This is a genomic window from Paenibacillus sp. J22R67 (assembly GCF_059692175.1).
The window spans coordinates 986,098-1,008,782 of sequence record NZ_JCAUAX010000002.1 but is presented as its reverse complement, the minus strand read 5'-3'; the positions used below and the strand labels follow the sequence as shown (position 1 = coordinate 1,008,782).

20 protein-coding genes and 1 other RNA gene are annotated in these 22,685 nt (G+C 46.6%); 20 read left to right on the top strand and 1 reads right to left on the bottom strand.

Annotated features, from left to right (window positions below):
* Positions 1-12 precede the first annotated feature (12 nt).
* From rpoD to rnpB, 5 genes are all read left to right on the top strand, one after another.
* Complete coding sequence (gene rpoD / locus AC58VC_RS10855; protein WP_127451881.1) at positions 13-1,128, top strand: RNA polymerase sigma factor RpoD; 1,116 nt, start codon at positions 13-15, stop codon at positions 1,126-1,128.
* 111 nt (positions 1,129-1,239) lie between these two features.
* Entirely contained in the window at positions 1,240-2,070 is an 831-nt protein-coding gene (locus AC58VC_RS10850) for a hypothetical protein (RefSeq protein WP_497368768.1), read from the top strand.
* A gap of 3 nt (positions 2,071-2,073) precedes the next feature.
* Positions 2,074-2,841, top strand: a complete 768-nt coding sequence (locus tag AC58VC_RS10845) for a tRNA (adenine(22)-N(1))-methyltransferase (RefSeq protein WP_497368767.1) — start codon at positions 2,074-2,076, stop codon at positions 2,839-2,841.
* On the top strand, positions 2,817-3,926 hold the full coding sequence (locus AC58VC_RS10840; RefSeq protein ID WP_497368766.1) for a Nif3-like dinuclear metal center hexameric protein: 1,110 nt from the start codon (positions 2,817-2,819) through the stop codon (positions 3,924-3,926). The genes AC58VC_RS10845 and AC58VC_RS10840 overlap by 25 nt, the downstream gene beginning before the upstream one ends.
* Positions 3,927-3,983: 57 nt before the next feature.
* Positions 3,984-4,401: RNase P RNA component class A (rnpB, locus tag AC58VC_RS10835), an RNA gene on the top strand.
* 104 nt (positions 4,402-4,505) lie between these two features.
* On the opposite strand, the gene AC58VC_RS10830 is transcribed toward rnpB, so the two are convergent.
* Complete coding sequence (locus AC58VC_RS10830; protein WP_497368765.1) at positions 4,506-6,443, bottom strand: S8 family peptidase; 1,938 nt, start codon at positions 6,441-6,443, stop codon at positions 4,506-4,508.
* Positions 6,444-6,616: 173 nt separating this feature from the next.
* Between AC58VC_RS10830 and AC58VC_RS10825 the strand changes: the two genes are divergently transcribed.
* From AC58VC_RS10825 to AC58VC_RS10755, 15 genes are all read left to right on the top strand, one after another.
* Entirely contained in the window at positions 6,617-7,117 is a 501-nt protein-coding gene (locus AC58VC_RS10825; RefSeq protein WP_145656973.1) for a YpuI family protein, read from the top strand.
* A gap of 78 nt (positions 7,118-7,195) precedes the next feature.
* Entirely contained in the window at positions 7,196-8,290 is a 1,095-nt protein-coding gene (locus AC58VC_RS10820) for a glycoside hydrolase family 15 protein (protein ID WP_497368764.1), read from the top strand.
* A 47-nt stretch (positions 8,291-8,337) separates the two neighbouring features.
* On the top strand, positions 8,338-8,553 hold the full coding sequence (locus AC58VC_RS10815; protein WP_127451895.1) for a DUF1540 domain-containing protein: 216 nt from the start codon (positions 8,338-8,340) through the stop codon (positions 8,551-8,553).
* 2 nt (positions 8,554-8,555) lie between these two features.
* Positions 8,556-8,981, top strand: a complete 426-nt coding sequence (locus AC58VC_RS10810; protein ID WP_497368763.1) for a hypothetical protein — start codon at positions 8,556-8,558, stop codon at positions 8,979-8,981.
* Positions 8,982-9,316: 335 nt separating this feature from the next.
* Positions 9,317-10,609 carry a hemolysin family protein gene (locus AC58VC_RS10805; RefSeq protein ID WP_497369016.1) on the top strand — a complete coding sequence of 431 codons (1,293 nt, stop codon included), beginning with the start codon at positions 9,317-9,319 and terminating at the stop codon, positions 10,607-10,609.
* A 96-nt stretch (positions 10,610-10,705) separates the two neighbouring features.
* Positions 10,706-11,431, top strand: a complete 726-nt coding sequence (locus AC58VC_RS10800) for a lytic transglycosylase domain-containing protein (RefSeq protein ID WP_497368762.1) — start codon at positions 10,706-10,708, stop codon at positions 11,429-11,431.
* A gap of 164 nt (positions 11,432-11,595) precedes the next feature.
* Positions 11,596-12,774 (top strand): cysteine desulfurase family protein, encoded by a 1,179-nt coding sequence (locus tag AC58VC_RS10795; protein ID WP_497368761.1) that lies wholly within the window; start codon positions 11,596-11,598, stop codon positions 12,772-12,774.
* Positions 12,771-13,979, top strand: coding sequence for a tRNA uracil 4-sulfurtransferase ThiI (gene thiI / locus AC58VC_RS10790; protein WP_497368760.1), 1,209 nt, complete (start codon positions 12,771-12,773; stop codon positions 13,977-13,979). Before AC58VC_RS10795 ends, thiI begins: the two co-directional genes overlap by 4 nt.
* 82 nt (positions 13,980-14,061) lie before the next feature.
* Complete coding sequence (locus AC58VC_RS10785) at positions 14,062-14,742, top strand: TerC family protein (protein ID WP_497368759.1); 681 nt, start codon at positions 14,062-14,064, stop codon at positions 14,740-14,742.
* Between the two features lie 179 nt (positions 14,743-14,921).
* Positions 14,922-17,300 (top strand): DUF8725 domain-containing protein, encoded by a 2,379-nt coding sequence (locus AC58VC_RS10780; RefSeq protein ID WP_497368758.1) that lies wholly within the window; start codon positions 14,922-14,924, stop codon positions 17,298-17,300.
* The gene (locus tag AC58VC_RS10775; RefSeq protein WP_497368757.1) at positions 17,297-18,250 is read left to right on the top strand and encodes an ABC transporter ATP-binding protein; all 954 of its coding nucleotides are present in this window, start codon (positions 17,297-17,299) and stop codon (positions 18,248-18,250) included. The genes AC58VC_RS10780 and AC58VC_RS10775 overlap by 4 nt, the downstream gene beginning before the upstream one ends.
* Positions 18,225-19,058, top strand: coding sequence for an ABC transporter permease (locus AC58VC_RS10770; RefSeq protein ID WP_497368756.1), 834 nt, complete (start codon positions 18,225-18,227; stop codon positions 19,056-19,058). The genes AC58VC_RS10775 and AC58VC_RS10770 overlap by 26 nt, the downstream gene beginning before the upstream one ends.
* A 27-nt stretch (positions 19,059-19,085) precedes the next feature.
* Positions 19,086-20,750 carry a DUF8809 domain-containing protein gene (locus AC58VC_RS10765; RefSeq protein ID WP_497368755.1) on the top strand — a complete coding sequence of 555 codons (1,665 nt, stop codon included), beginning with the start codon at positions 19,086-19,088 and terminating at the stop codon, positions 20,748-20,750.
* A 34-nt stretch (positions 20,751-20,784) separates the two neighbouring features.
* Positions 20,785-21,774, top strand: a complete 990-nt coding sequence (locus AC58VC_RS10760; RefSeq protein ID WP_497368754.1) for an AAA family ATPase — start codon at positions 20,785-20,787, stop codon at positions 21,772-21,774.
* Positions 21,771-22,682, top strand: coding sequence for a DUF58 domain-containing protein (locus tag AC58VC_RS10755; protein WP_497368753.1), 912 nt, complete (start codon positions 21,771-21,773; stop codon positions 22,680-22,682). The genes AC58VC_RS10760 and AC58VC_RS10755 overlap by 4 nt, the downstream gene beginning before the upstream one ends.
* Positions 22,683-22,685: the final 3 nt, after the last annotated feature.

Here is a 22,685-nt window from a genome sequence, read left to right as displayed (position 1 = left end):
GGAGTCCGTACTATGGCGAATGATCAGCGTACAGAACTAGAGACAGAGTTGACCTTGGACCAGGTGAAAGACCAGCTTATAGAGCAAGGTAAAAAGCGGTCTTCACTAACTTACAAGGATATTATGGAGAAATTAGCTCCCTTCGATCAGGATCCTGAGCAAATCGATGAGTTTTTTGAGCAGCTATCGGAGCAAGGTATCGATGTAGGGAATGAATCGGATGACGATTCCATGAATCCTGAAGAAAATGATCGCGATGAATTTAACTTCGATGATGATCTGGCTTTGCCGCCAGGGATTAAGATTAATGATCCAGTTCGGATGTATTTGAAAGAAATTGGTCGTGTGCCTCTTCTTTCTGCGGAAGATGAAGTTGGTTTAGCCAAACGGATTGAGAACGGGGACGAAGAGGCGAAGCGACGCTTGGCAGAAGCGAACCTAAGACTCGTTGTAAGTATTGCCAAAAGATATGTAGGCCGCGGCATGTTGTTCTTGGATTTGATCCAAGAAGGAAATATGGGACTCATTAAAGCTGTTGAGAAGTTTGACCACACGAAAGGTTACAAGTTCTCTACGTATGCAACTTGGTGGATTCGTCAAGCCATTACACGCGCGATTGCAGACCAAGCGAGAACGATTCGTATTCCTGTACATATGGTCGAAACCATCAACAAATTGATTCGTGTTTCCCGTCAATTGCTGCAAGAACTGGGGCGCGAACCAACACCAGAAGAAATTGCAAAAGAGATGGACTTAAGTACGGATAAAGTACGTGAAATTATGAAAATCGCACAAGAGCCTGTATCCTTGGAAACACCAATTGGTGAAGAAGATGACTCGCATTTGGGAGATTTCATTGAAGACCAAGAAGCGCTAGCGCCGGCAGATGCTGCTGCTTATGAACTTCTGAAAGAACAACTAGAGGACGTATTAGATACGTTGACTGAGAGAGAAGAAAATGTGCTTCGCTTACGTTTCGGTCTTGATGATGGCCGCACACGCACACTAGAAGAAGTAGGGAAAGTATTCGGTGTTACACGTGAACGGATTCGTCAAATTGAAGCAAAAGCTTTGCGCAAATTGAGACATCCTAGCCGTAGTAAACGCCTGAAGGATTTCTTGGAATAAATCGCTGTGAGAGGGCCCTGCCAGTTTCGGCGGGGTCTTTTTTATTTGAAAAGAACTACTAAAACCTAAGCATGAAATCACCGATAAAGTAGTAGGAAGGTGAGAGATGATATGGATACAGAGAAACGAAAAGTAATTGTCAGAGAAATTGATCATTGGCGGAGAAGCAAACTGCTTCCTGAACACTATTGTGATTTTCTGATGAATTTGTACATGGATGAAATAACACCGAAACCTGCATCCATCATGGGGGTTTCTGCCTCTTCAATTGCAAACAGTTCTTGGAAAATATGGTTAGTCGTTATGGCGGTCATAGCCGCTCTGGCCTTATCTGCTCTTAATTTTAACTCTTTTGGAATGCCAATGCAAATTGGAATTTCCGCACTTTTTGTCATCGTTTGCTATGCGTTTGCTTATCGTCAATTTCATAAATCCCCAGTGATTTCTTATCTGCTTTGCGGTGTTTCTTCTATAGCTTTGCTGCTGCTGGGACTATATTTAATGGATATGTATAATGTAAGTTCATCTTATACGTATATTGGTTATTTAGCTTTTTGCAGTGTAGTCTGGTTAATCAACGGCGTCATAGGGAAAATGGGCATTTTCCAATTTTGTGGTTGGATAGGGCTAGTTGGAACTTATGGCTGGCTGCTTTTGCAAAAAATGAGCAATCCAGGTTGGTTCTCTCTTGAAATTAGTTGGATTCCAGTTAGTATTGTACTTATATGGATTGCTTGGCTTGCGCATCATACCAATAAGCAAGCAGCAAGTGTGCTTTTAGTTGTGGGCGTTTTAGTTTGGTTTATTCCTGAAGCGATGACATTTCTTACGGATGTTGATATGAGTTCCCGCGTCATTCAATTGTCGTTTACAGGGAAGTTAGTTTCTGCGGGCGCGGCATTTTTCTTGTTGCGTAAAAAATGGGTAGAGTGGGTTGTTTAAGAGATGGTTAAATTATCAAAAAGATTGCAAATGATTGCAGATCGTGTCCCTGTAGGTTCAAAAGTTGCGGACATCGGGTCCGATCATGCTTTGTTGCCGACCTATTTGGCGCAACAAGGCATGATTGTTTTTGCCGTCGCAGGTGAAGTCAATCCTGGCCCCTTCGAGGCGGCAACACGACAAGTGCTTGAGAGCGGTTTGTCTAAAAAAATAAGTGTAAGATCCGGTGACGGCTTGGCGGTCATTGAACCAGGCGAAGTGAATGTGATCACGATTGCTGGCATGGGCGGCAGTTTGATGGCGAGCATTTTGGAATCTGGAAAGCAGAAGCTGAGTGGTGTTACACATCTGATTTTACAACCGAACGTCGGGGAAGATCAGGTTCGCAAATGGCTTCTTGCAGAGGGCTGGAACTTGGATGCGGAAGCTATCCTTGAAGAAGACGGGAAGATTTATGAGATTTTGACGGCAACTGCAGGAAGTGCAGCTTTTGACAAGAATTCACAGGAAGCCCTCTATGCCGAACGTACATTGTCAGGAGGAATTGCCGTAAGTAAGGAGCGTTTGCTCCAAATGGGACCTTACTTATTAGATGAAGCTCCCGATGTGTGGTTCAGGAAGTGGGATAGCGAATTGAAGAAATTGGCGATGATTGAAGGCCAATTAAAGCTTTCATCTGCAGAAGCATCCGCGGCAAAAGCAGAGCAAATCGCCCAAGAGATCAAGGAAATAAAGGAGGTACTCGCTTGTTTGCAAAAGGCCAAACCGTAATTCAGCTGTTTGAACAGCTGGCACCCAAGCATTATGCGATGCCTGATGACAAAATTGGCTTACAACTGGGCTCCTTGCAGAAGGAAATCCAGAAGGTGCTAGTTGCACTGGATGTCAACGATGAAGTGGTGGAAGAAGCGATTCGCCTAGGGGCTAATCTCATTATTGCTCATCATGCGATCATTTTCAGGCCGCTTGCACATCTGCAGACAGATACCCCAGCAGGCCGATTATATGAAAAATTAATCAAAAACGACATTGCTGTCTATATCGCACATACGAATTTGGATGTGGCGGAAGGCGGAGTCAATGATATGATGGCTGATAAGCTTGGACTAAAGGAGCTCACCCATCTGGAAGATGTGCATACAGAGAAGCTGCAGAAGCTAGTCGTCTTCGTGCCTGAGACGCATCATCAGGCCGTGCTGGATGCCCTCTTCACCGCGGGAGCGGGGTGGATCGGGCAGTACAGCCACTGCAGCTTCAACATCCCCGGAACGGGGACGTTCCTTCCGCAGGAAGGGACTCACCCGTATATCGGGGAAGCAGGAAAGCTTGAACGCGTACAAGAAGTACGCGTTGAAACGATCGTAACCGCCAGCGTCCAGCGCAAGGCGGTACAGGCAATGTTGAAGGCCCACCCTTACGAGGAGGTGGCCTATGATCTCTACCCGATGGATCTGAAGGGTAGAGTGTTCGGTCTTGGGCGCGTGGGCAAGCTACCCGCGCCGATGACGCTCCGCGAGCTGACGGAGCTCGCGAAGACGGCCTTCGACGTGCCGATGGTGCGCGTCGTTGGTGATTTAACACGGCCTATCCGCAAGGTGGCCGTGCTTGGGGGTTCCGGCGGCCGCTATATGCGGCACGCCATGTTTGCCGGCGCCGATGTGCTGGTCACCGGCGACATTGACTACCATACCGCGCACGATGCGCTTGCGGCAGGGCTTGCTTTGATCGACGTTGGGCATAATGTCGAGAAGATCATGAAGCGCGGCGTGGCGGACTATCTCGCCGCGCAATTAACCAAAACGGATACGCAAGTACTGGCATCCGAAGTGAATACGGAACCTTTCCAATTCATCTAGGCAAATATAGCTAGTTGTAATTCGGAGACATTCCTAGTATACTATCAAATGCATCGGAAAGTTTGACAGACAATCGCTGGCTGTGGGTAAGCCACAGCGAGAGGAAAGTCCGGGCTCCATATGGCAGGGTGCTGGATAACGTCCAGTCAGCGCGAGTTGAAGGATAGGGCCACAGAAATGGACCGCCGATGGCTCATCTTCGGATGAGATCAGGCAAGGGTGGAACCGTGGTGTAAGAGACCACGAGGTTCTATGGTGACATAGATCCTGGTAAACCCCACTTGGAGCAAGACCTAGAGGAACGCTAGCCGTCTTCGAGACAGCAGTCTTCGCCTGAGACGCGTTCGGGTTGGTCGCTTGAGCTGTGCAGCAATGTATGGCCTAGATAGATGATTGTCGCTTCAATGGTGGCAGGGGACAGACGCCCGTTATGACCACCGGAAGTACAGAACCCGGCTTACGGCAAACTTTCCATACTGTCGGTTACCCGCAAGGCTTCGGCTTTGCGGGTATTTCAATTTTTAAATCAAAAAGGCCACCCTAGGTATCGAACCACAGGGCAGCCTTTTTTTTAGTTTTTTATTTGTTCATGACAACAGCTGCATATTTCTTGGAAACCAGATTCATCTGACGAAACCAACGGGATGGCCAGTCGAAACCGATACTCGGTTGTTCTTCTGCTTTTTGAACAGCTTTGACGACATCAATTAGACCATAGCCGAAATATTTGTCATGACCCGCGGTGCCAATATCTTGCGCAGTATCCCTCATAATTTGATATACTTCCGTATTTTTCAAATTAGGATTTGTAGAGCGGATGAGAGCTGCTAGTGCGGTCACATGCGGGCTGGCCATGGAAGTGCCTGATAATGCGGCATATTGATTATTTGGATACGTGCTGGCAATACTCACGCCAGGAGCCGTTACATCAATATAATCTCCGTAATTGGAAAAAGGAGCTTTGTTGTTCTCTGAATCGCTGGCTGCGACAGCGAACACTTCTGGATAAGCGGCCGGGTAGCCCGGTCTTTCCGTATTGTCATTTCCGCTCGCCGCGATCAATGCCACGTCCTTGTCGTACGCATATTTGATAGCATCATGCAGAAATCCGGAGTCAGCATAGTTGCCTAAGCTTAAATTCATTACTTTGGCGCCATGATCAGCAGCCCATATAATGCCTTGAGCAACGGAATAGGTGCTGCCTGCTCCTGTTTGATCTAATACTTTTACCGGGAGCACTTTGTTATACCAGCTAATTCCTGCTACACCCAAATTGTTATTGACCAGAGCCGCGATGACTCCTGTCACGTGAGTTCCGTGTCCAACATCATCTTGCGGCTTGTCATCGCCGCTGATCACATTATAGCCTGACAGAAGCTTGTCTTTGAGATCTGGATGCTGTAAGTCCACGCCTGTGTCTACGACAGCCACGATTACATCCTTGGTGCCTCTGTTCACCTGCCAACCTTGTTCGGTCTCAATCAGCGGCAGATTCCATTGATATCGGCTGTACAAATTATCATTAGGTTTGAAATTCGGAGCAATGCTCGTTGTTTCATCAGGGCTAGTTGTATCTGTACTATCTGTGTAGTCACTTGAATCTTTTGAATCGGCTTCCTCTTGATCATCGTAGTAATCATTGGTCAAATATAAGAAATGAGGCTCAACATAAGCAACATCCCATTTTTTAAAATAGGCCATTAAGGCTTTAGCTTCCATGCCTTCCGTACGGAAAACATACGTATAGCCTAGTTTTTGCATCGAATTGGCTTTGATCTCTGATTTTATTTGAGACAGCTGCTCTTCGGTAGGGTCCTTTTTGAACTTAACGACAACTTCGTTTTGATGATAGTGGCTTGTGCCTTGATTATCCTCTGGATGATCAACCACTTTGTCTTTTAAAGTATCTGTATCTACCGATTCGACTTTCCATCGATTTTCGTTCGGATAAGGCTCGAGACGTAGATTTTTCATCTGATGGTCTGTGACTTGATGAAGGATATCTTGATGAATAACACCAATAAGGGATGAGTTACCGTCTGTAGATGGAGTTCCCTGAACAAAAAACACCTGTTGTGCAGCTCCAAATTTCGGTGACTGATAATGCTTGCCAGATTCCGCAGCTACTTTTGCTTCTGCTAAATAGGTGCTTGCTTGCTCCTTATAGGAAGCAGGGATTTCTCCGACTTTTATTCCTTGCTCTAAAGCCTGTTTATTTTTTGACCAAATCAGAATATCCATTTTCTCATGCTGCGTCTTCATATCCCCGAGTACTTTGGCCGCGGACTCACCTGACTCAATTTGGGAAATCATTTTTGTGTAATCAATCGAGCACTGGGATCGGCATAAATCATCCGTTAGCTTAACATCCTGCTGCAGTAAAGACATTTTCTGATCCGTCTCGTATTTCGCACTGTAAACTTCAGGACCGGGTGTATTCTCATTGTTAGAGTGGTGGGGAAATAGAATGATACCTAAACCAAGAACTAGACTAATAGAAGATAAATAACGCCACATCGATAGTCCTCCTTCTTAACTCGTTTCTCCGCTTCTGTCAGCAAACGCAGTATCTTAGATTAGAGTGAGTTTATGAGGATTCTTTTATGCATGGAATCGGGAGTTTTACATATACCTTTTCAGGTTAATTTATGGTAGGATAGGAATAGCGCAATTAGAGGAGGTCTTCATAAATGGCTGTTTTTAATGTAAAAAATGTTTGTGATTCAACGCGTACGAAGCTAAAAGAAACTACCGCCAAAATGGAGCTGTTTCTGAATCAACATTCGCTTTCACAACTCAATGTAGAGAATGATCCCGCTATGGATGAATTTTATCGTGGTTATCTCCAAGATACGCGTCATCTATTAGTTTTCTGTGAAGTGGCATATGAGAAATTGGGCGTAAGTTTGAGACGTCCAACTTTTAACGTTGATTTTTCGGAAAAAGTTTTGTATGAGGTATATCATACTTGTGTGAATACATTTTTCTATCCTAAGAACGAATGTTATTCCGAGGATGGCCGTTATGCTTATACAGGACAAGATGCAATCCGCTTCCGTAAAAAGCCTTCTCGTGAAGTGCGTGATTTAACGATTGAATTGTCCAAAGTATTCGAAGAGCTTCGCGAAGATCTGGCCTATTATGAGACAGATTACATCACGCAGCGCCGTATGCAAGGTGAAAAAGTATAATTGTAATGCAAAATTACAAAAGATATAAGGGATGCGGCAAGTAGCGCATCTCTTTTCTTTTAAAAGGGGACATGATGCATGCAGCGCGAACAATTAATCAACCACTCCATCTCGATTATTACAGGCAATCAGCATCCTCGCGGAGGTTACATAGCATCTCCACTTTTTCCTCCTTATGCATACAGTTGGCTGCGAGACGGGACGTTTATAGCAAATGCAATGGATCGTGTGGGCGAGACGGATAGCTCAGCACTTTTCTATAGATGGGTTGCTGGAGTCTTAAAGAACAAACGTTCGAGTGTGGATACACTTATACATAAACATGAAAACAAAGAGTGGATCGATCGTTCTGAGTTTTTGGGAACCCGCTATCATCTGGATGGAAGAGACGATGTTTCGGAGTGGGGCCATTTTCAATTGGATGGTTATGGGGCTTGGCTTTGGGGTCTTACGGAGCACGTGAAAACGACCGGAAATAATGGACTGTTGGAAGAACTCAGGGAGAGTATTGAAATTACAGTTGATTATTTGATGACATTCTGGCACTATCCGAACTTTGATTGTTGGGAAGAGTACCCTGATTATGTTCATCCTGCAACATTAGCCTGTGTATATGGCGGACTGAAGGCACTAGGAGAATTAGAGCAGCGTTCTGAACTGCTAGATAAGGCGTCTATGGTTAAGGACTTCATACTTAGCCATTGCGTCTACGAAGGCCGTTTCGTGAAGTCTGTCCACTGCCTGGATGAAATCTGGAAACCGGCCTTAACAGGTGTAGACGCAAGTCTGCTTTGGCTTGCAGTTCCTTTCGGCGTGTGCGAAGTTGATGATCCTATTATGCGGAAAACGGTAGAATTAATTGAGAGTGAACTGAAACATGGGGGCATTCAACGTTATGTAGAAGACCGTTACTATGGTGGCGGTGAGTGGCTCCTGCTAACGGCTTGGTATGGATGGTATCAGAAGGAGCTTGGAAACCGTGAAGAGGCGCAGCGGTGTCTGGCATGGATCATAAGCAAAGCCGACCACGTTGGGCGCCTTCCCGAACAGGTCCCTGATCAGCTCAGAGAGTCTTCTTCTTATTCGGAGTGGCTGGGTAAATGGGGTGAACCCGCGCTGCCGCTGCTCTGGTCTCACGCGATGTTCTTGGTGCTATCTGACAGTCTTGCCTGAGCATAGCTCGCCCCAATAGCGGGTAAATTGTTAATGGGGTGATGACTATGCCAGATGTAAAATGTTCAGTTGCCAACTGCGAATATTGGACGCAAGGTAACAACTGCAACGCAGGAACCATTATGATTGAAGTAGATCAGCATGCCAACGCTAATTACAATGAAGAGTTTGCAGGGGAATCATTCGATACCGATCATCAAGATGCAGCGAGCAAAGCCGCGAACACTTGCTGCCACACCTTTCAAGCAAAGAAGAAGCAGTAATCATGCGCCAGCATGGAGGCAATTTGGATAAAACCACCAAGGAGCGGTTCCAGCTGGATCAACTTCGGACCGAAAGTGGTCTGAACAGCAAGGAAGAATATGCAACCGAGATTACAGCGCCCACGCGGAGAATTCAATATGCTGAGCCCTATCAAGCGAAACGTGCAGAGGTCCAGAAGTCGGATGTTACCGATGAGGAGATCGATGATCTAGTTGAAGCTGTTACACGAAATAAGGCGGTAGGATACATCGCTTTGTTCGTCGCATTGGCTTCACTCTTTGTATGGCCTGTGCTGCTTGGCGTATCGGGCATTGTGTTAGGGGTTATTGCATTCCTTATGGGCAACAAGGGAGTCGGGACCTGGTCTGTCGTTCTTGGTTTTATTGCTGTAGCTGCTTATTTTTTACTGTTTCCATTTTATTCGTAATGTTGGAAAAACAAGCCGAGATATCGGCTTGTTTTTCTTTTTCAGAAGAAAATCGGGTATATTCGTGTTTTAGAAGGATAATTAGCGGCTTAAGACTCGTTATGGCATCATTTTAAACCCTATACTCCCGTTTGCTCGTACTATTTGGCTTCAAGAGTCATATTCGCACCTTTGAATGATTACAGTATTATTATATAATGAAAAGTGATAATTCAAATTTAAATTAAAATTAAGGGAGGTGTACCTACTCTCCTTGGTGCGGAAACCGTGCTTGACAGGGGATAGGTAAGGTATTGGAAGATCCTTTGCCCGAAACGTTAATTAGCTTTCTATTAATGTTTGGACTGGTGTTACTGAATGGTTTTTTTGTCGCAGCTGAATTCGCGATGGTGAAAGTAAGAGGTAGTCGAATTGATTCTCTTGTAGATGAAGGACGCCGCAATGCGAAATTCGCGCAAGGAATTATGAATAATCTCGATGCGTACTTAGGTGCTTGTCAGCTCGGGATTACACTTACTTCGTTGGGACTTGGTTATGTCGGGGAGCCGACCTTTGCAAAAATTTTGGAACCACTATTCGCTCCGCTGAATTTGCCAGATTCGGTGTTCCACACGATTACCTTTATTATTGCCTTTTCATTGATGACTACTTTGCATATTACACTGGGTGAACAATTCCCCAAAACATATGCAATTCGTAAAGCTGAGCAGATCACATTGCTTTCCGCGGGACCGATGGTCTTATTTTACAGAATCATGTATCCATTTATTTGGTTGCTTAACGGGATATCCAACTGGATGCTCCGCCGCGCAGGCATTGAGCCGACAACGGAACATGAATCGGCGCATACGGAGGATGAAATCCGTGTCCTCATGAAAGAAAGCCACAAAAATGGACTTATAGATAATACAGAGCTTACGCTTGTTGATAATATATTCGGATTCGCCGAGACAACAGCCAGAGAAATTATGATTCCAAGAACCGAGATGGAATGTTTGTATGCGGGACTTTCCTATTCGGAGAATCTAGCGATAGCGATTAAGGAAATGCGTACGCGCTACCCGGTATGTGATCCGGACAAAGACAATATCATTGGCTTCGTCCATATCAAGGATTTGCTCAAGCCGGATGCGAACCTGAAAGGAATCAAGAAAATCATTCGTCCGATTACGACGGTGCCGGATTCCATTCATATCAGTGATTTGCTGAAAATGATGCAAAAAAGAAAAAGTCAGATGGCACTGCTTATTGACGAATATGGCGGAACATCTGGACTTGTAACGCTGGAAGACATCATGGAAGAAATCGTTGGTGAAATTCAGGATGAGTTCGATGAGGAACGTCCAACAATCGAAATCAAAGATGAGCACACGTTTTCCATTGATGGTCTGCTTTTGATTGATGAAGTGAATGATTATTTCGGACTTGATATCGAGTCTGACGACTACGATACAATTGGTGGCTGGATCTACTCGCAGACAGAGATTCCGCCTAGCAAGAATCAACAGGTGACTTATAACGACGAGTTCTTGTTCATCGTGGAAGAAACAGATCACTTGCGAATTTCAAGATTGATTGTAAGAAAAATGACGGAACAAGATGAAATTTTACAACAGAACATTTCTTGAATAGATAGAGGGACAGTCAAATGACTGTCCTTTTTTTATTTTCGGAAAATTTAGGATAGTCGTAAGGGCACAAAACGTGTACAATAAAAACAACGAATGATGATAAGAAACGAGGTAGGGCGGATGAACAGCACGAACAGCATTGATCCAAGAGTGATGAAGGAGCTGCTGCAGCTTCAAGTGATGGGGAGAATTAGTTTGTTATCCGGGGATTCCGAAGCATCCAGTACGGACGATTCCAGTGATTTCGGCTCATTACTGAACACGCTGATGGGACAAGTTTCTGGTTCTGGGCTTGACGGTCAGCCTTTGCTCAATCCTACGTCAGCAAATAACGTACCAAGCTCCCTGGGAGCTTTGAATAAAGCCTATACGCCGCTCCAGAGTTGGAGTCAATCTAGTTCTACATCCCAGTTTGACACTTTAATTCAAGAGGCTAGCGCCAAATATGGGGTTGATGAGTCACTGGTAAAGGCGGTTATTCAGCAGGAATCTGCTTTCAACCATCAAGCGGTCTCCCCAGCCGGCGCTAAAGGCTTGATGCAGCTTATGGACGGCACCGGACGTGGATTTGGCGTGACGAATCCGTTTGACCCTAAGCAGAATGTTGATGCGGGTACGCATTTTCTGAGCAATCTGATTCAGAAGTACAATGGGAACGAAGGCGTTGCTCTTGCTGCGTACAATGCCGGTCCAGGACGTGTGGATCGCTTAGGCATCAAGAACGACCAAGACTTATCTAATAAATTGCACCAATTGCCGAAGGAAACGCAAGCATATGTCTCTCAGGTTTTAGGTCATAAGATGAAATTTTCACTGTAAACGGCAATTTCGAGGAGCTGATTTTCGCATGAATCATGCGGAGATCGGCTTTTTGTGTTCTAGTGCATGCTTGAGTTATGCGCTGTTTTAGGCTTTAATGATGTAAGGAAATTATTTTGATTGCTTAGGCTGCAGGGCATGGAAAAAGGGGAATCAGCAAGAACATGCTATATTTGGATAACGCGGCAACTACGCCGCCATATAACGAAGTCATCGATACGATCGCAGAAGTTATGAAAGTGCACTATGGAAATCCATCCTCCATTCATGGATTAGGTGTCCAAGCAGAGAAGCTGCTGCAGAGCGCTAAAGAAGTGATTGCGGGAGCACTGGGTGTCATGCCAGCTAGTATTATTTGCACATCCGGAGGAACGGAGAGTAATAATCTAGCAATTCGAGGTGCTGCCTATCAATATCAGAATCGGGGCAAGCATCTTATCACAACACAAATTGAGCATCCTTCTGTGAAGGAAGTTTTCCTTAGTTTGGAACGCGAAGGATTTCGCGTAACGTATTTGCCTGTTAATCGGAATGGCTGTCTAGAAGTACAGACACTTCGAGAAGCCCTATGTGAGGATACAATTTTAGTAAGCGTGATGTATGTCAATAACGAAATAGGCACAATTCAGCCGATTCAAGCAATCGGAGAGTTACTTGCCAAGTATCCGAAAGTGGTGTTTCATGTAGACGCCGTGCAAGGCATCGCAAAGCTCCCTTTATCCATTAAGGAATGGGGCGTAGATTTATGCAGTGTTTCTGCGCATAAGTTTCGCGGACCCAAGGGGGTGGGCTTTCTGTTCCGTAGAGAGGGTGTTCAGTTGAAGCCGCAACTTGTTGGCGGAGGGCAAGAGAATGGACTTCGCTCAGGAACAGAGAACGTTCCGCTCATTGTTGGAATGGCCAAGGCTCTGCGCTTATCCATGCAGAACTTGCCGGCGAAGCTAGAGCATAAATATCGGCTAAGACACCATCTTGTAGACGGTATCCTTACGATTCCCGAGCTAACGTTAATGGGATCTGAACGTCATGAGGAGATGGCTCCGCATATTGTTCATTTTGCTTTTACCGGGATGAAAGCGGAAGTTGTCGTTCATGCCTTAGAGCAAAGACAAATCTATATTTCAACGAAATCAGCTTGTGCTTCGGATGCGTCTGATCCCAGCGAAGTCATGCTGGCGTTAGGGTGTACGCGTGAACAAGCTGTCAGCGGGCTTAGAATCAGCTTTTCGGATGAGCATCAGATAGAAGATATGGAACAATTTTTGCTAGCACTTAGGGATGTTGTGAATGAACTTTCTCCCATGTTAAGCAAATCAACAGCCAGAAAGGGGCAGCAACAATGAAACCGGATTGTTTAATCTTGCGTTTTGGTGAATTAACACTGAAAGGCAGGAATCGTAAGCGTTTTGAGCGCAGCGTCAACACACAAATTCGTAAAGTTTTAGGGGCATTTCCTGATTTGAGGTATATTCCGGAGTATGGACGCGTATATGTGGAGCTAGGGGGAGCAGCGTACGAAGAGGCTTCAGAAGCATTGCAACGCGTATTTGGCCTGGCATCGTTCAGTCCGGCCTACCACGCTCCTATGGAGTCAGAGGCCATTAAAGAAGCTGCACTGCGCATTATGCAAAATTTGCCTAAACCTCCAAAGACCTTTAAGGTGAATGTCCGCAGGGTTAATAAATCTTTTCCGCTAGACTCCCAACAAATGAATTATCTCGTCGGTGGCTACATTCTAGAAGCAATTCCTGGTCTGCAGGTGGATGTTCGTGATCCAGAAATTGAGCTTCGTGTAGAAATTCGTGAAGACCAAGTACTTTTGTATGCAGAAGTCATTGAGGGAGCGGGGGGATTCCCGGCAGACACGAGCGGAAAGGCACTGCTGATGCTTTCTGGAGGGATCGATAGTCCTGTAGCAGGTTGGTTAGGGATGCGAAAAGGGCTTACCATCGAGGCGATACACTTTCATAGTTATCCTTATACAAGTGAACGTGCAAAGGATAAAGTGATAGATCTAGCTCACCAGCTTGCAGGGTACACGGATTCTATCAGGTTGCACTTAGTGCCTTTTACAGAAGTGCAGACGTCCATACACCGTGAATATAAGGATAATTTATTAGTTACGCTAATCCGAAGGGCCATGTATCGCATAGCTGAGCAAGTTGCTGATCGTGAAGGTCTAAGCGCGTTAGTGACCGGAGAAAGCTTAGGACAGGTAGCTAGTCAAACACTGCCAAGCTTGAATGTAATTGGACGCGTTGTCACCTTGCCGATTTTACAGCCGCTCATGATGATGGACAAGCAAGAAATTATACGAATTGCCGAAAACATCGGCACGTTCCCGATTTCAATTTTACCGTATGAAGATTGCTGCTCCTTATTTCTTCCTCCCTCTCCGAGCACTAATCCGAACCTGCAAATGGTAGAGCGGATCGAGAACAGCATGGACTTTTTGCCTGAATTAATCCAGAAAGCCGTGGAACAAACGGAAACAATTGAAATTGTACATGGTCAAATGAAGAAGGTGCCCGATCAGCATTTGTTCTAAATGCTTTTCTTGCGCCAAGCAGTAGGTGACTTCATCACCACTCTTCACCAGCTCGCCATGGATCCCGGGAGGAAAGTAAAGCATGATTGATGCGCTCATTTTGTTTTTACAAATTATGTTGATCAATATTGTGCTTAGCGGCGATAATGCGGTTGTTATTGCGCTCGCGAGTAAAAATCTTCCCGTTGAACAGCGTAAGCTGGCCGTGTGGTGGGGGGCTTTCGGAGCCATAGCGTTGCGGCTGGTGCTTACGTTAGTGGCTGTAAGCCTTCTCGATATTCCCTATATTCAAGCGGGCGGATCGATCTTATTATTCTGGATTGCAATCAAACTGCTGACCGATGATGACAGTCATGCGAATGTGAAAGAAGCTTCGACCCTTGGCAAAGCCATCTGGACAATTATCGTCGCGGATTTCGTGATGAGTCTTGACAACGTGCTAGCGATTGCGGCCAAAGGCAACGGTAACAATACAGTAATTATTTTGGGTATTGGACTTAGTATCCCTATCATTATTTGGGGAAGCACACTGGTTATGAATTTACTGCACAAATATCCGGTGCTTGTTCTTTTAGGGGCAGGTATCCTCGGCTATACAGCTGGTGAAATGTTTGTAAAAGACGAGAAAATGATCGATTGGTTCCTTCACGATTACGAGTTTCTACATGTCTGGATCCCGATTATTGCATCCGCCCTTGTCATTGTAATTGGTGCATCAGTGAAGTGGCTGAGATTACTGCAATTAAAAATAAGAAACGAATAGGAAATAGCAAAACCGCCAAGCTGGTCTTACACAGCGAAGCGGTTTTATTTTTGTTCGGCTTAAAATTGAAACTTTTTTCCAATTTTGTCGTCTAGTTATGAGATAGGCATATGTAGAAGGGAGTTACGCAATTGAGACCTAGTTTGCTTAAGAAACCGAGATTTCGACTACACATTATGATGAGTGGTATCCTCCTTGCATTATGGCTGATGGGCTGCGAGCCATTGTTGCAGACAGCTGATGCTGCGGACTCAGCACGGATTGAAATTGAAACTCAAATTGGTTTTGGAGCTTCCAATGTCAAACAAGGGAAATGGCATGTTGCTACCATGACCCTTCGTAATCAGGGAACTGACTTAGCTGGCGATTTAGTCCTGCAGGTGGCTAATCCGAATCGAAGCAAGGATTTTAATTATGTGCAGCATGTTGAACTTCCCCAAGGCAGCACGAAAGTCGTTACGATGCTCTTACCCGGGTATGCTTTTTCAAAAAGCAATAATACAATCTCTTTTTATGAAAAATCTCAAAAAAACGGCAAGAAAGTAGCGCTAGATGGCATGTCGTACTTGGAAGCATTCAGTTTGCCAAAGGAAACACTGCAGGTAGGTGTTCTGGCTAGAGATGTAGATACGCTTAACTTTTTAACACTGCTTAATCAAACTGGCAGCAAGTTGAATGTTCTGCATCTTAAACAGGAGGAAATTCCGAAGGATTCATTGGGGTTAGACGGTCTGGACGTTCTTGCAATCAATGACTTCGCAGCGGATACCTTAACGGAACAGCAAGTACAAGCCATTCAGCTGTGGACACAAAGAGGGGGCACACTGTTACTCGCAGGGGGTGCGGGTTATCCGAAGTCAGCAGCACCTTTTGCTAAAGCAGCTCCTGTTATTTATGAAGGGACCACGGTGGTTAATGAGCTCCCTGTTATTGAAAAAATAGGTGGGAAGGAGCTTGTTTTACCGCAGCCTTTCACGTTGTCGCAAGCGAAATTGGCGAGTGGAGCAGAGTCTATTCTGTCAGTGGGGAATGTGCCTGTGTTGGCCCGTACTGCTTACGGAAGCGGTTTCGTTACCTACGTAGCCTACAATTTATCGCTAAATCCGCTTGCATCCTGGAATGGGAATCAGCGGTTATGGGAGCAAATTCTCTCTGGGCCAATCGCGGCTGCGAATACTTACAATATGAATCAAATGAGATATGGCAATGATCCTAATAGGGAACTGGATCGCGCATTGGAATATTTCCCTTCCCTGCAACCTCCTAAGCTTCCGATGCTGGCACTTGTCTTGCTTCTGTATGCCATTGTCGTGGGACCATTGCTATATATGGTTTTGACACGACTAGATCGCAGAGAGTGGGCTTGGTACGTGATCCCAATAGCTGCTGTTGTAACCAGCATTGGTGTTTTTCAATTTGGTGCAACGAATCGAGGTAGTTTGATGGCTCAATCGTTGTCTACGGTTACATTGAACGGCACAGGATCAGGCATCCAACAATCTGCTGTCTCAGTCTTTCTCCCGAAAGGCGGGGATTTAGAATTGAAATTTGCCGGAAATACGGCAATCTCACCGCTTCTTCTATCCGAAACTTACCCGTCTATGCCGCTCCATGAGCAAAATGAGCTTGTCATCCGGCAAGAAGCGGGAGCAGCCAACGTACAGCTGCAGGATGTTCCTTACTCGTCCATCTCTAAGTTAACCGTTGAAGGAAATCAACTAATTCCACTTGGAAAACTAGACTATCATATGTCAGATTTAACGGCCAAAGGTGCAAAAGGTCAGGTTACGAATAACACGACCAAAGATTTAACGGATGTTGCCGTCCTTATCAACCAATTATATGTCAAAATTGGCGAGATTCCAGCGGGAGCTTCGGCGAATTTCGATACGGCGAGTGGCGGAAGCGTGATGAATGGGCCTGATATTGCACAGCTAGTATTTCCATATCCGAACAACAACGGAATCGACGTTGGTTTGCATCAGCGCTCATTGCTCAGCAGCTATTTGAATCGTAAGGCAAAGTTCTCAGGAGGGATCACGCCAATGATTGTTGGATGGATGAAAGATCAAACGTCCATCACGCTCGCATCGGGAGGCAGCATTCCAACTGAGCAGCTGACACTAATTACGCAAGACATGACTATCAATTATGTAACGTCAGAGGGTAAAATCGTTATTCCAAGCACAGCGATTGTGCCGGCACTCATCGATAATCATTTGAGAATGAGCTCAATTCAGTTCCAAAACGGCCCTTTCATGCAAATGGGAAGCGGTGATGTGACACTTGATTATCAACTACCGACATTAGCAGGAGCAACGTATCAATCTATGGAAATGACGGGAGACCCTAATCCGGATGTAAAGGCAGAGTTATGGAATTCGGAGACCAAGGCATGGGAAGAAGTCACCTTAAAATCGTACCAATCCTGGGAGGGAGAAAACCTGCAGCCATATATCGTCGAGGGAAAATCGATACGCATGAAAATAACGACGATTCAAAATAACATCATGTTCCGGATCCCTGCCATTTCTTTGGAGGGGGCTGTGCAACGATGATTTCCATTACAGAATTAACCAAGAAATACGGGAACTTTACAGCTCTCGATGCCTTGAGCATGGAGATTGATAAAGGAACGGTTTTTGGCTTTGTTGGACCGAACGGAGCGGGGAAATCCACGACAATGTCCATCCTAGCCACGCTGTTAAACCCAACTTCCGGAACTGCTAAGGTTGGCGGTTATGACGTGACCGAGAAGCCGAAAGAAGTGCGTAAGCTGATTGGGTATATGCCTGATTTTTTCGGAGTCTACGACAATTTCAAAACGACCGAATACTTGGACTTTTACGGTGCGAGTTATGGTATTCCGAGGACTGACAGGCTGAAGCTAATTCCGCAACTGCTTGATCTTGTTAATTTATCAGAGAAAGCTGACTTCTACGTGGATTCGTTATCTAGAGGGATGAAGCAGCGTTTATGCTTGGCTAGATGTTTGGTCCATGAGCCGGAAGTGCTGATTCTGGACGAACCTGCATCGGGACTAGATCCGCGAGCGCGTATCGAAATGAGAGAAATATTGAAAGAACTTAAGGCTATGGGCAAAACGATCATTATTTCCTCACACATTTTACCTGAGCTGGCCGAGATGGTGGATGAAATCGGAGTCATTGAATACGGAAAGCTGATTGCGAAGGGGAAAGTGTCAGATATTCAAAATCGGATGAAAGCCAATCGGGTTCTCCAAATTCGCATGGTGAGCAGAACGGAAGAAGCCTTGAAATTCCTGAAGGATCAGCCTCATGTTACGATGGTGCTGCAGGATGAGAAGGGATTGCATGTTCATTTCGGAGGGACGGATGAAGATCAATCATTGCTGCTTGCAAGCTTAGTGGAGAAAGGATTTCCACTCCTATCGTTCAGTGAAGCATTAACGAATTTGGAAGATGTGTTCCTGGAAATTACGAAAGGAGGCGGCGCACACGATGAGCAGCAGGTTAAATTGGATTAATCCGGTTATGGAAAAAGAGTTCCGTTTACGCATGAGGACCATCCGCTCTCCGCTCTCGATCCTGGTGTATCTTCTGGCCATCGGCTTGATTGCGCTTGGATTTGCTTATATTAACATGAGCCATCAGCAAGCTGGTGTGTTAAGTACTGCAAGAAGCAGCGAATTATTTTATTTTCTGAGCGGAACACAATTAGTGCTGATCGCGTTCATGACGCCAGGTTTAACAGCAGGCGTAGTAAGCGGTGAGCGAGAGAAGCAAACCTTAAATATGTTGTTGACGACGCAGCAAAGCTCAGGAACCATTATTCTCAGCAAGCTGTTTGCCTCACTTAGTTTTATGTTGTTAACTGTCGTTGCTACGATGCCGCTTTACAGTATTGTATTCCTTTACGGGGGAGTTTCACCAACGCAAGTACTTGCCGTATTTGTTTTTTATATCTTTGTGATGGTGTTATTCGGAGCAGTGGGGATTTTCTTTTCTACGATTCTGAAGAAAACCGTTATTTCCGTTATTGCCACTTATGGGTTTGTGCTTTTTATATTTGGTTTTACTGCACTCGCAGGTCTATTTTTCGGAAACATTGGAAGAGCAGGAACGAACGAAGAAGTTCTTGGTTATTTTCTGAGTTTTAACCCTATGGCTGTTCTAGTTTCTCTCATGATTCCTGATTTTGCCAAACAATTGTTCAAAGGGCATACATATCTGCAGATGTGGCATATTTTTATTGGTTTTTACACAGTTCTTTCCATTGTTCTAATTGGGCTAAGTGTGAGATATTTACGCCCGATTATGAAAAGAAAGAAATAACGAGGTTCAGGAAGGAGATGCCCCACGATGAAATTCACATCGCTGGATGAGCTGCTGTTCCCAGTCAAATTGCGGATGTTAAAAGTTAAAGGACTTCACTTTTTCCTGCGAAGCTTGATCATTGGGCTAGGCATGGCTTGCTTGTGGATGGCGTTGGGACGATTTTTTCTGATAAGCGGTTACCGGGTTAGTGCGTTGATGAGTATGGTGGCAGTTCTTGCGGCAGGAGGAATATGGTTGATCGTTCGCCGTCCGGGTATGCTCGACGCTGCCAAACTGCTTGATGACAACGGTTTAGAAGATAGAATGATTACAGCGATTCGTTATAAAGAGCAAACATCTTTGATTGCTGAGCTGCAAAGACAGGATGCGCTTGAAAAGGGTGCTTTTTTCGTAGAAAGCCAGTTAGAACAAGTCGTATCGCTGCGTGTCGCTAGAAAGACGTGGCTTGCTGGTGCAAGTCTGGTTGCCGCGTTGGTACTCCTGCTGCTTTTGCCTAATCCTAAAGATACGATATTGCAGCAGGCAGGCAAAGATAAAGCATGGATGCAGGAACAGAAGGAGCATGTAGCTGAGATTCAGAAACAATTGCAAGCCAAGCCTTCTGCCTACCCAGCGGTAAAGCAAATGACGAAAGATTTAAATGAGTTGGAGCGCAGACTGGGGCAAACCCTTACGTCTTCGAAAGCTTTGGATGAATTGGAAAAATCGCTTAAAAAAATGGAAGCGGGCATTGGTGAGCTTGAGAAGCAGAAGCAGCGCTCCGAACAGTGGGCGGAGTCGATGCAGCGGACACAGGCACTGCGCGAGCTGGGCAAGGCGCTTGGGCAGAATAGCCCAGAGGGCATTCAGCGCGAGGCAGCGAAGCTGAGCGAACAAGTGCAGAAGCTGACGCCGGAGCAGAAGCAGCTCCTTGCCAGCGAGCTGGAGCGGCTCGCAGCTTCCGCTGCAGCTGCGACGCCAGAACAGGAGCAGCTTCTTCGCGAGCAGCTCCAACAGGCCGCAAGCGCGCTGCGCAGCGGCGAGAATGCTGCTGCGCAGCTGAGCCAGCTGCAGGCTGGGCTGACGGCTGCCAGCGCGGCGCAGCAAGCCTTGGCGCAGCAGCAGGCGCAAGCCGCGGAGGCGGCTGCGAGCCTTGCCGCCGGTGCGCTGCCGCAGGCGCGTGAGATTGCCGCGAGCGGGGCGCAGCCGGGGCAAGCGTGGGCGCCAGGCGGCCGTGCGGAGCAGCTGGCTGCGGCGAGCGGTGCTGGCAAGGCGCCGGGCGCGGCAGGCCAGGCCCAGGGCGGCGCTGCCGGAGGCACGAGCCCGGGTGGCACGAGCGGAGCCGGCGGCACTGGAACTGGAACTGGAACTGGAACTGGAACTGGCGGTGCCAGCGGAAGCGGAGGCACTGGCGCAGCCGGCGGTACGCAGGGCGGCACCGGGGCTGGCTCGCGCGGGCTTGTGGCGACGCCGCGCGAGCGCTCCGGCACCGGTGGGACATACGTCGACGGCGGTCCTACCAGCGGCACCGGAGGCGAAGTGAGCCAAGGAGGCTCGGCTCCGGCGATGGACGGTGCTTCGCGGCCTTACGAGGATGTCTACGCCGAATACGAAGCGGAAGCCTCAAGCGCGTTGAACCGCTCTGAATTGCCGCAGCATATGCAAAAACTGGTGCGAGATTATTTTCTTGAAATACAGCCTCAGAGGTAGAAAAGTTAGCGTTTCGGGAGGGGAGTAGGAGCAGATGGTCGAGTCGAAGGGACAATTAGAAGCATGGGGAGAAGCGGTCTCCCGGATGAAAGAACAAATTGGCCGTGTCATTGTTGGACAGGAAGAGGTGGTGGAGCAGCTGCTTTGGTGCATTTTTGCCGGAGGACATGCACTGCTAGAGGGAATTCCGGGGCTCGGTAAAACGATGCTCGTCAAAACGATCGCAGATACCGTTGATCTCAGCTTTACACGAATTCAGTTCACACCTGATTTAATGCCTGCTGATATAACGGGGACGAATGTCATACAATTCGGGACGAAAGGCGAGACTTCGTATAAATTTCAAAAAGGCCCGCTATTTGGACATGTTGTGCTAGCAGATGAAATCAATCGGGCAACACCGAAGACACAGAGTGCACTGTTAGAAGCGATGCAAGAGAAAACAGTAACTGTAGGCTCAGAAACGCACCTGCTGTCATCTCCATTTTTCGTGCTAGCTACGCAAAATCCGTTAGAGCAGGAAGGGACATACCCTCTTCCGGAAGCACAGCTGGACCGATTTCTACTTAAAATTCATGTCACGTATCCGACTAAAAATGAACTGAAGCAAATTGTGCTGCGAACGACCTCCACAATTCAACTTCAGGCCGAGAAAGTGGCGGATGGCGCCTTGATTCAAGATATCCAAAAGGGTTTGAAAGAAATATTAGTCACTGAAGACATGCTTGATTATGCGGTTCAGATGTTGATGAATACACATCCTGAAGAGCAGACGGCGCCGGTGGAAGTCAAGAAATATGTGCGTTTCGGCTCAGGACCACGCGGGGTGCAGGCGATCATCGCGGTAGCAAAGGTGCGTGCATTTCTTGCTGGTCGATTCCACATCTCCAAACAAGACCTGCATGCGGTAGCTTTACCAGCATTAAGACATCGGCTGTTCCTTAACTTCGAGGGTCAAGCAATGGGGATAGCGCCTGACAACATCATCGCTGCTATTATCAGTTCCATGGAGCAAAGTCGATGAGCAGCGGGGGGCATCTGCTAGATCCTGCGCTGATGCGCCGACTAGATCAATTGAGCATTGCCGCTAAAAGTAGGATTAGAGGAACCATGCAAGGGAGGAGACGATCCAAAGACTTAGGCGCTTCTCTAGAATTTGCAGATTATCGCTTGTATTCGCCAGGAGACGATACACGTCAATTGGATTGGCATGCCTACGGCAGAACCGGTAAGCCGTTTATTAAGCTTTTTATGGATGAACAGGAGCTTCAGGTTAACTTATGGTTAGATGCGTCCGCTTCCATGGATTTCGGGAGGAAAGAGGGAGCAGATTCTGTGCGACTTTCCAAATGGGAGTATGCCAGGCAGTTGGCTGCCGGAATTGGGTATCTGTCTTTGAATCGCTATGATCGCGTTAGCGCGGCTGTTTTTACAACACAAATAACAAAGCAGATGAAGCTCCTTCGCGGGAAAGGAAGCTCGCATCGGCTATTCGAATTTCTGGGCAATTGTGACCCTGCGGGGACAGGAGATATAGGTGCGGTTTTTGGGAACCCAGCTATTTTGCCTCGTCAATCAGGGATGACTTGGATATTTTCTGATTTTTTGTATGAGGAAGGCGTTGAAGACGCCTTGAAATATGTCCAGGTGGCCAAGCAGGAAGTCGTCGTCGTGCAAGTACTTGCTCCTGAGGAGCTTGACCCGAAGCTAACCGGCGAGCTGCGGCTCATCGACAGTGAGTCCAGAGCAGCGCGAGAAGTGGCGATGAGCAGCAAAGTGCTGCAGAACTACAGAGCTGCCGCAATGGCCTATACGCAAATGGTGAGGGCCTTTTGTCATGAGCGAGGTATCACGTATGTGCTTGCTGTTACGGATGTTTCGCCAGGCGATTTCCTGCTAGGAGAATTTCGGCGCAGTGGCTTGGTACGTTAACTG

Bases quoted from the DNA above. Each gene is read 5' to 3' on its own strand.
- rpoD (WP_127451881.1), top strand. From the start codon at position 13: ATGGCGAATGATCAGCGTACAGAACTAGAGACAGAGTTGACCTTGGAC.
- AC58VC_RS10850 (WP_497368768.1), top strand. From the start codon at position 1,240: ATGGATACAGAGAAACGAAAAGTAATTGTCAGAGAAATTGATCATTGG.
- AC58VC_RS10845 (WP_497368767.1), top strand. From the start codon at position 2,074: ATGGTTAAATTATCAAAAAGATTGCAAATGATTGCAGATCGTGTCCCT.
- AC58VC_RS10830 (WP_497368765.1), bottom strand. From the start codon at position 6,443: ATGTGGCGTTATTTATCTTCTATTAGTCTAGTTCTTGGTTTAGGTATC.
- AC58VC_RS10825 (WP_145656973.1), top strand. From the start codon at position 6,617: ATGGCTGTTTTTAATGTAAAAAATGTTTGTGATTCAACGCGTACGAAG.
- AC58VC_RS10820 (WP_497368764.1), top strand. From the start codon at position 7,196: ATGCAGCGCGAACAATTAATCAACCACTCCATCTCGATTATTACAGGC.
- AC58VC_RS10815 (WP_127451895.1), top strand. From the start codon at position 8,338: ATGCCAGATGTAAAATGTTCAGTTGCCAACTGCGAATATTGGACGCAA.
- AC58VC_RS10810 (WP_497368763.1), top strand. From the start codon at position 8,556: ATGCGCCAGCATGGAGGCAATTTGGATAAAACCACCAAGGAGCGGTTC.
- AC58VC_RS10805 (WP_497369016.1), top strand. From the start codon at position 9,317: ATGTTTGGACTGGTGTTACTGAATGGTTTTTTTGTCGCAGCTGAATTC.
- AC58VC_RS10800 (WP_497368762.1), top strand. From the start codon at position 10,706: ATGATGATAAGAAACGAGGTAGGGCGGATGAACAGCACGAACAGCATT.
- AC58VC_RS10795 (WP_497368761.1), top strand. From the start codon at position 11,596: ATGCTATATTTGGATAACGCGGCAACTACGCCGCCATATAACGAAGTC.
- thiI (WP_497368760.1), top strand. From the start codon at position 12,771: ATGAAACCGGATTGTTTAATCTTGCGTTTTGGTGAATTAACACTGAAA.
- AC58VC_RS10785 (WP_497368759.1), top strand. From the start codon at position 14,062: ATGATTGATGCGCTCATTTTGTTTTTACAAATTATGTTGATCAATATT.
- AC58VC_RS10780 (WP_497368758.1), top strand. From the start codon at position 14,922: ATGAGTGGTATCCTCCTTGCATTATGGCTGATGGGCTGCGAGCCATTG.
- AC58VC_RS10775 (WP_497368757.1), top strand. From the start codon at position 17,297: ATGATTTCCATTACAGAATTAACCAAGAAATACGGGAACTTTACAGCT.
- AC58VC_RS10770 (WP_497368756.1), top strand. From the start codon at position 18,225: ATGAGCAGCAGGTTAAATTGGATTAATCCGGTTATGGAAAAAGAGTTC.
- AC58VC_RS10765 (WP_497368755.1), top strand. From the start codon at position 19,086: ATGAAATTCACATCGCTGGATGAGCTGCTGTTCCCAGTCAAATTGCGG.
- AC58VC_RS10760 (WP_497368754.1), top strand. From the start codon at position 20,785: ATGGTCGAGTCGAAGGGACAATTAGAAGCATGGGGAGAAGCGGTCTCC.
- AC58VC_RS10755 (WP_497368753.1), top strand. From the start codon at position 21,771: ATGAGCAGCGGGGGGCATCTGCTAGATCCTGCGCTGATGCGCCGACTA.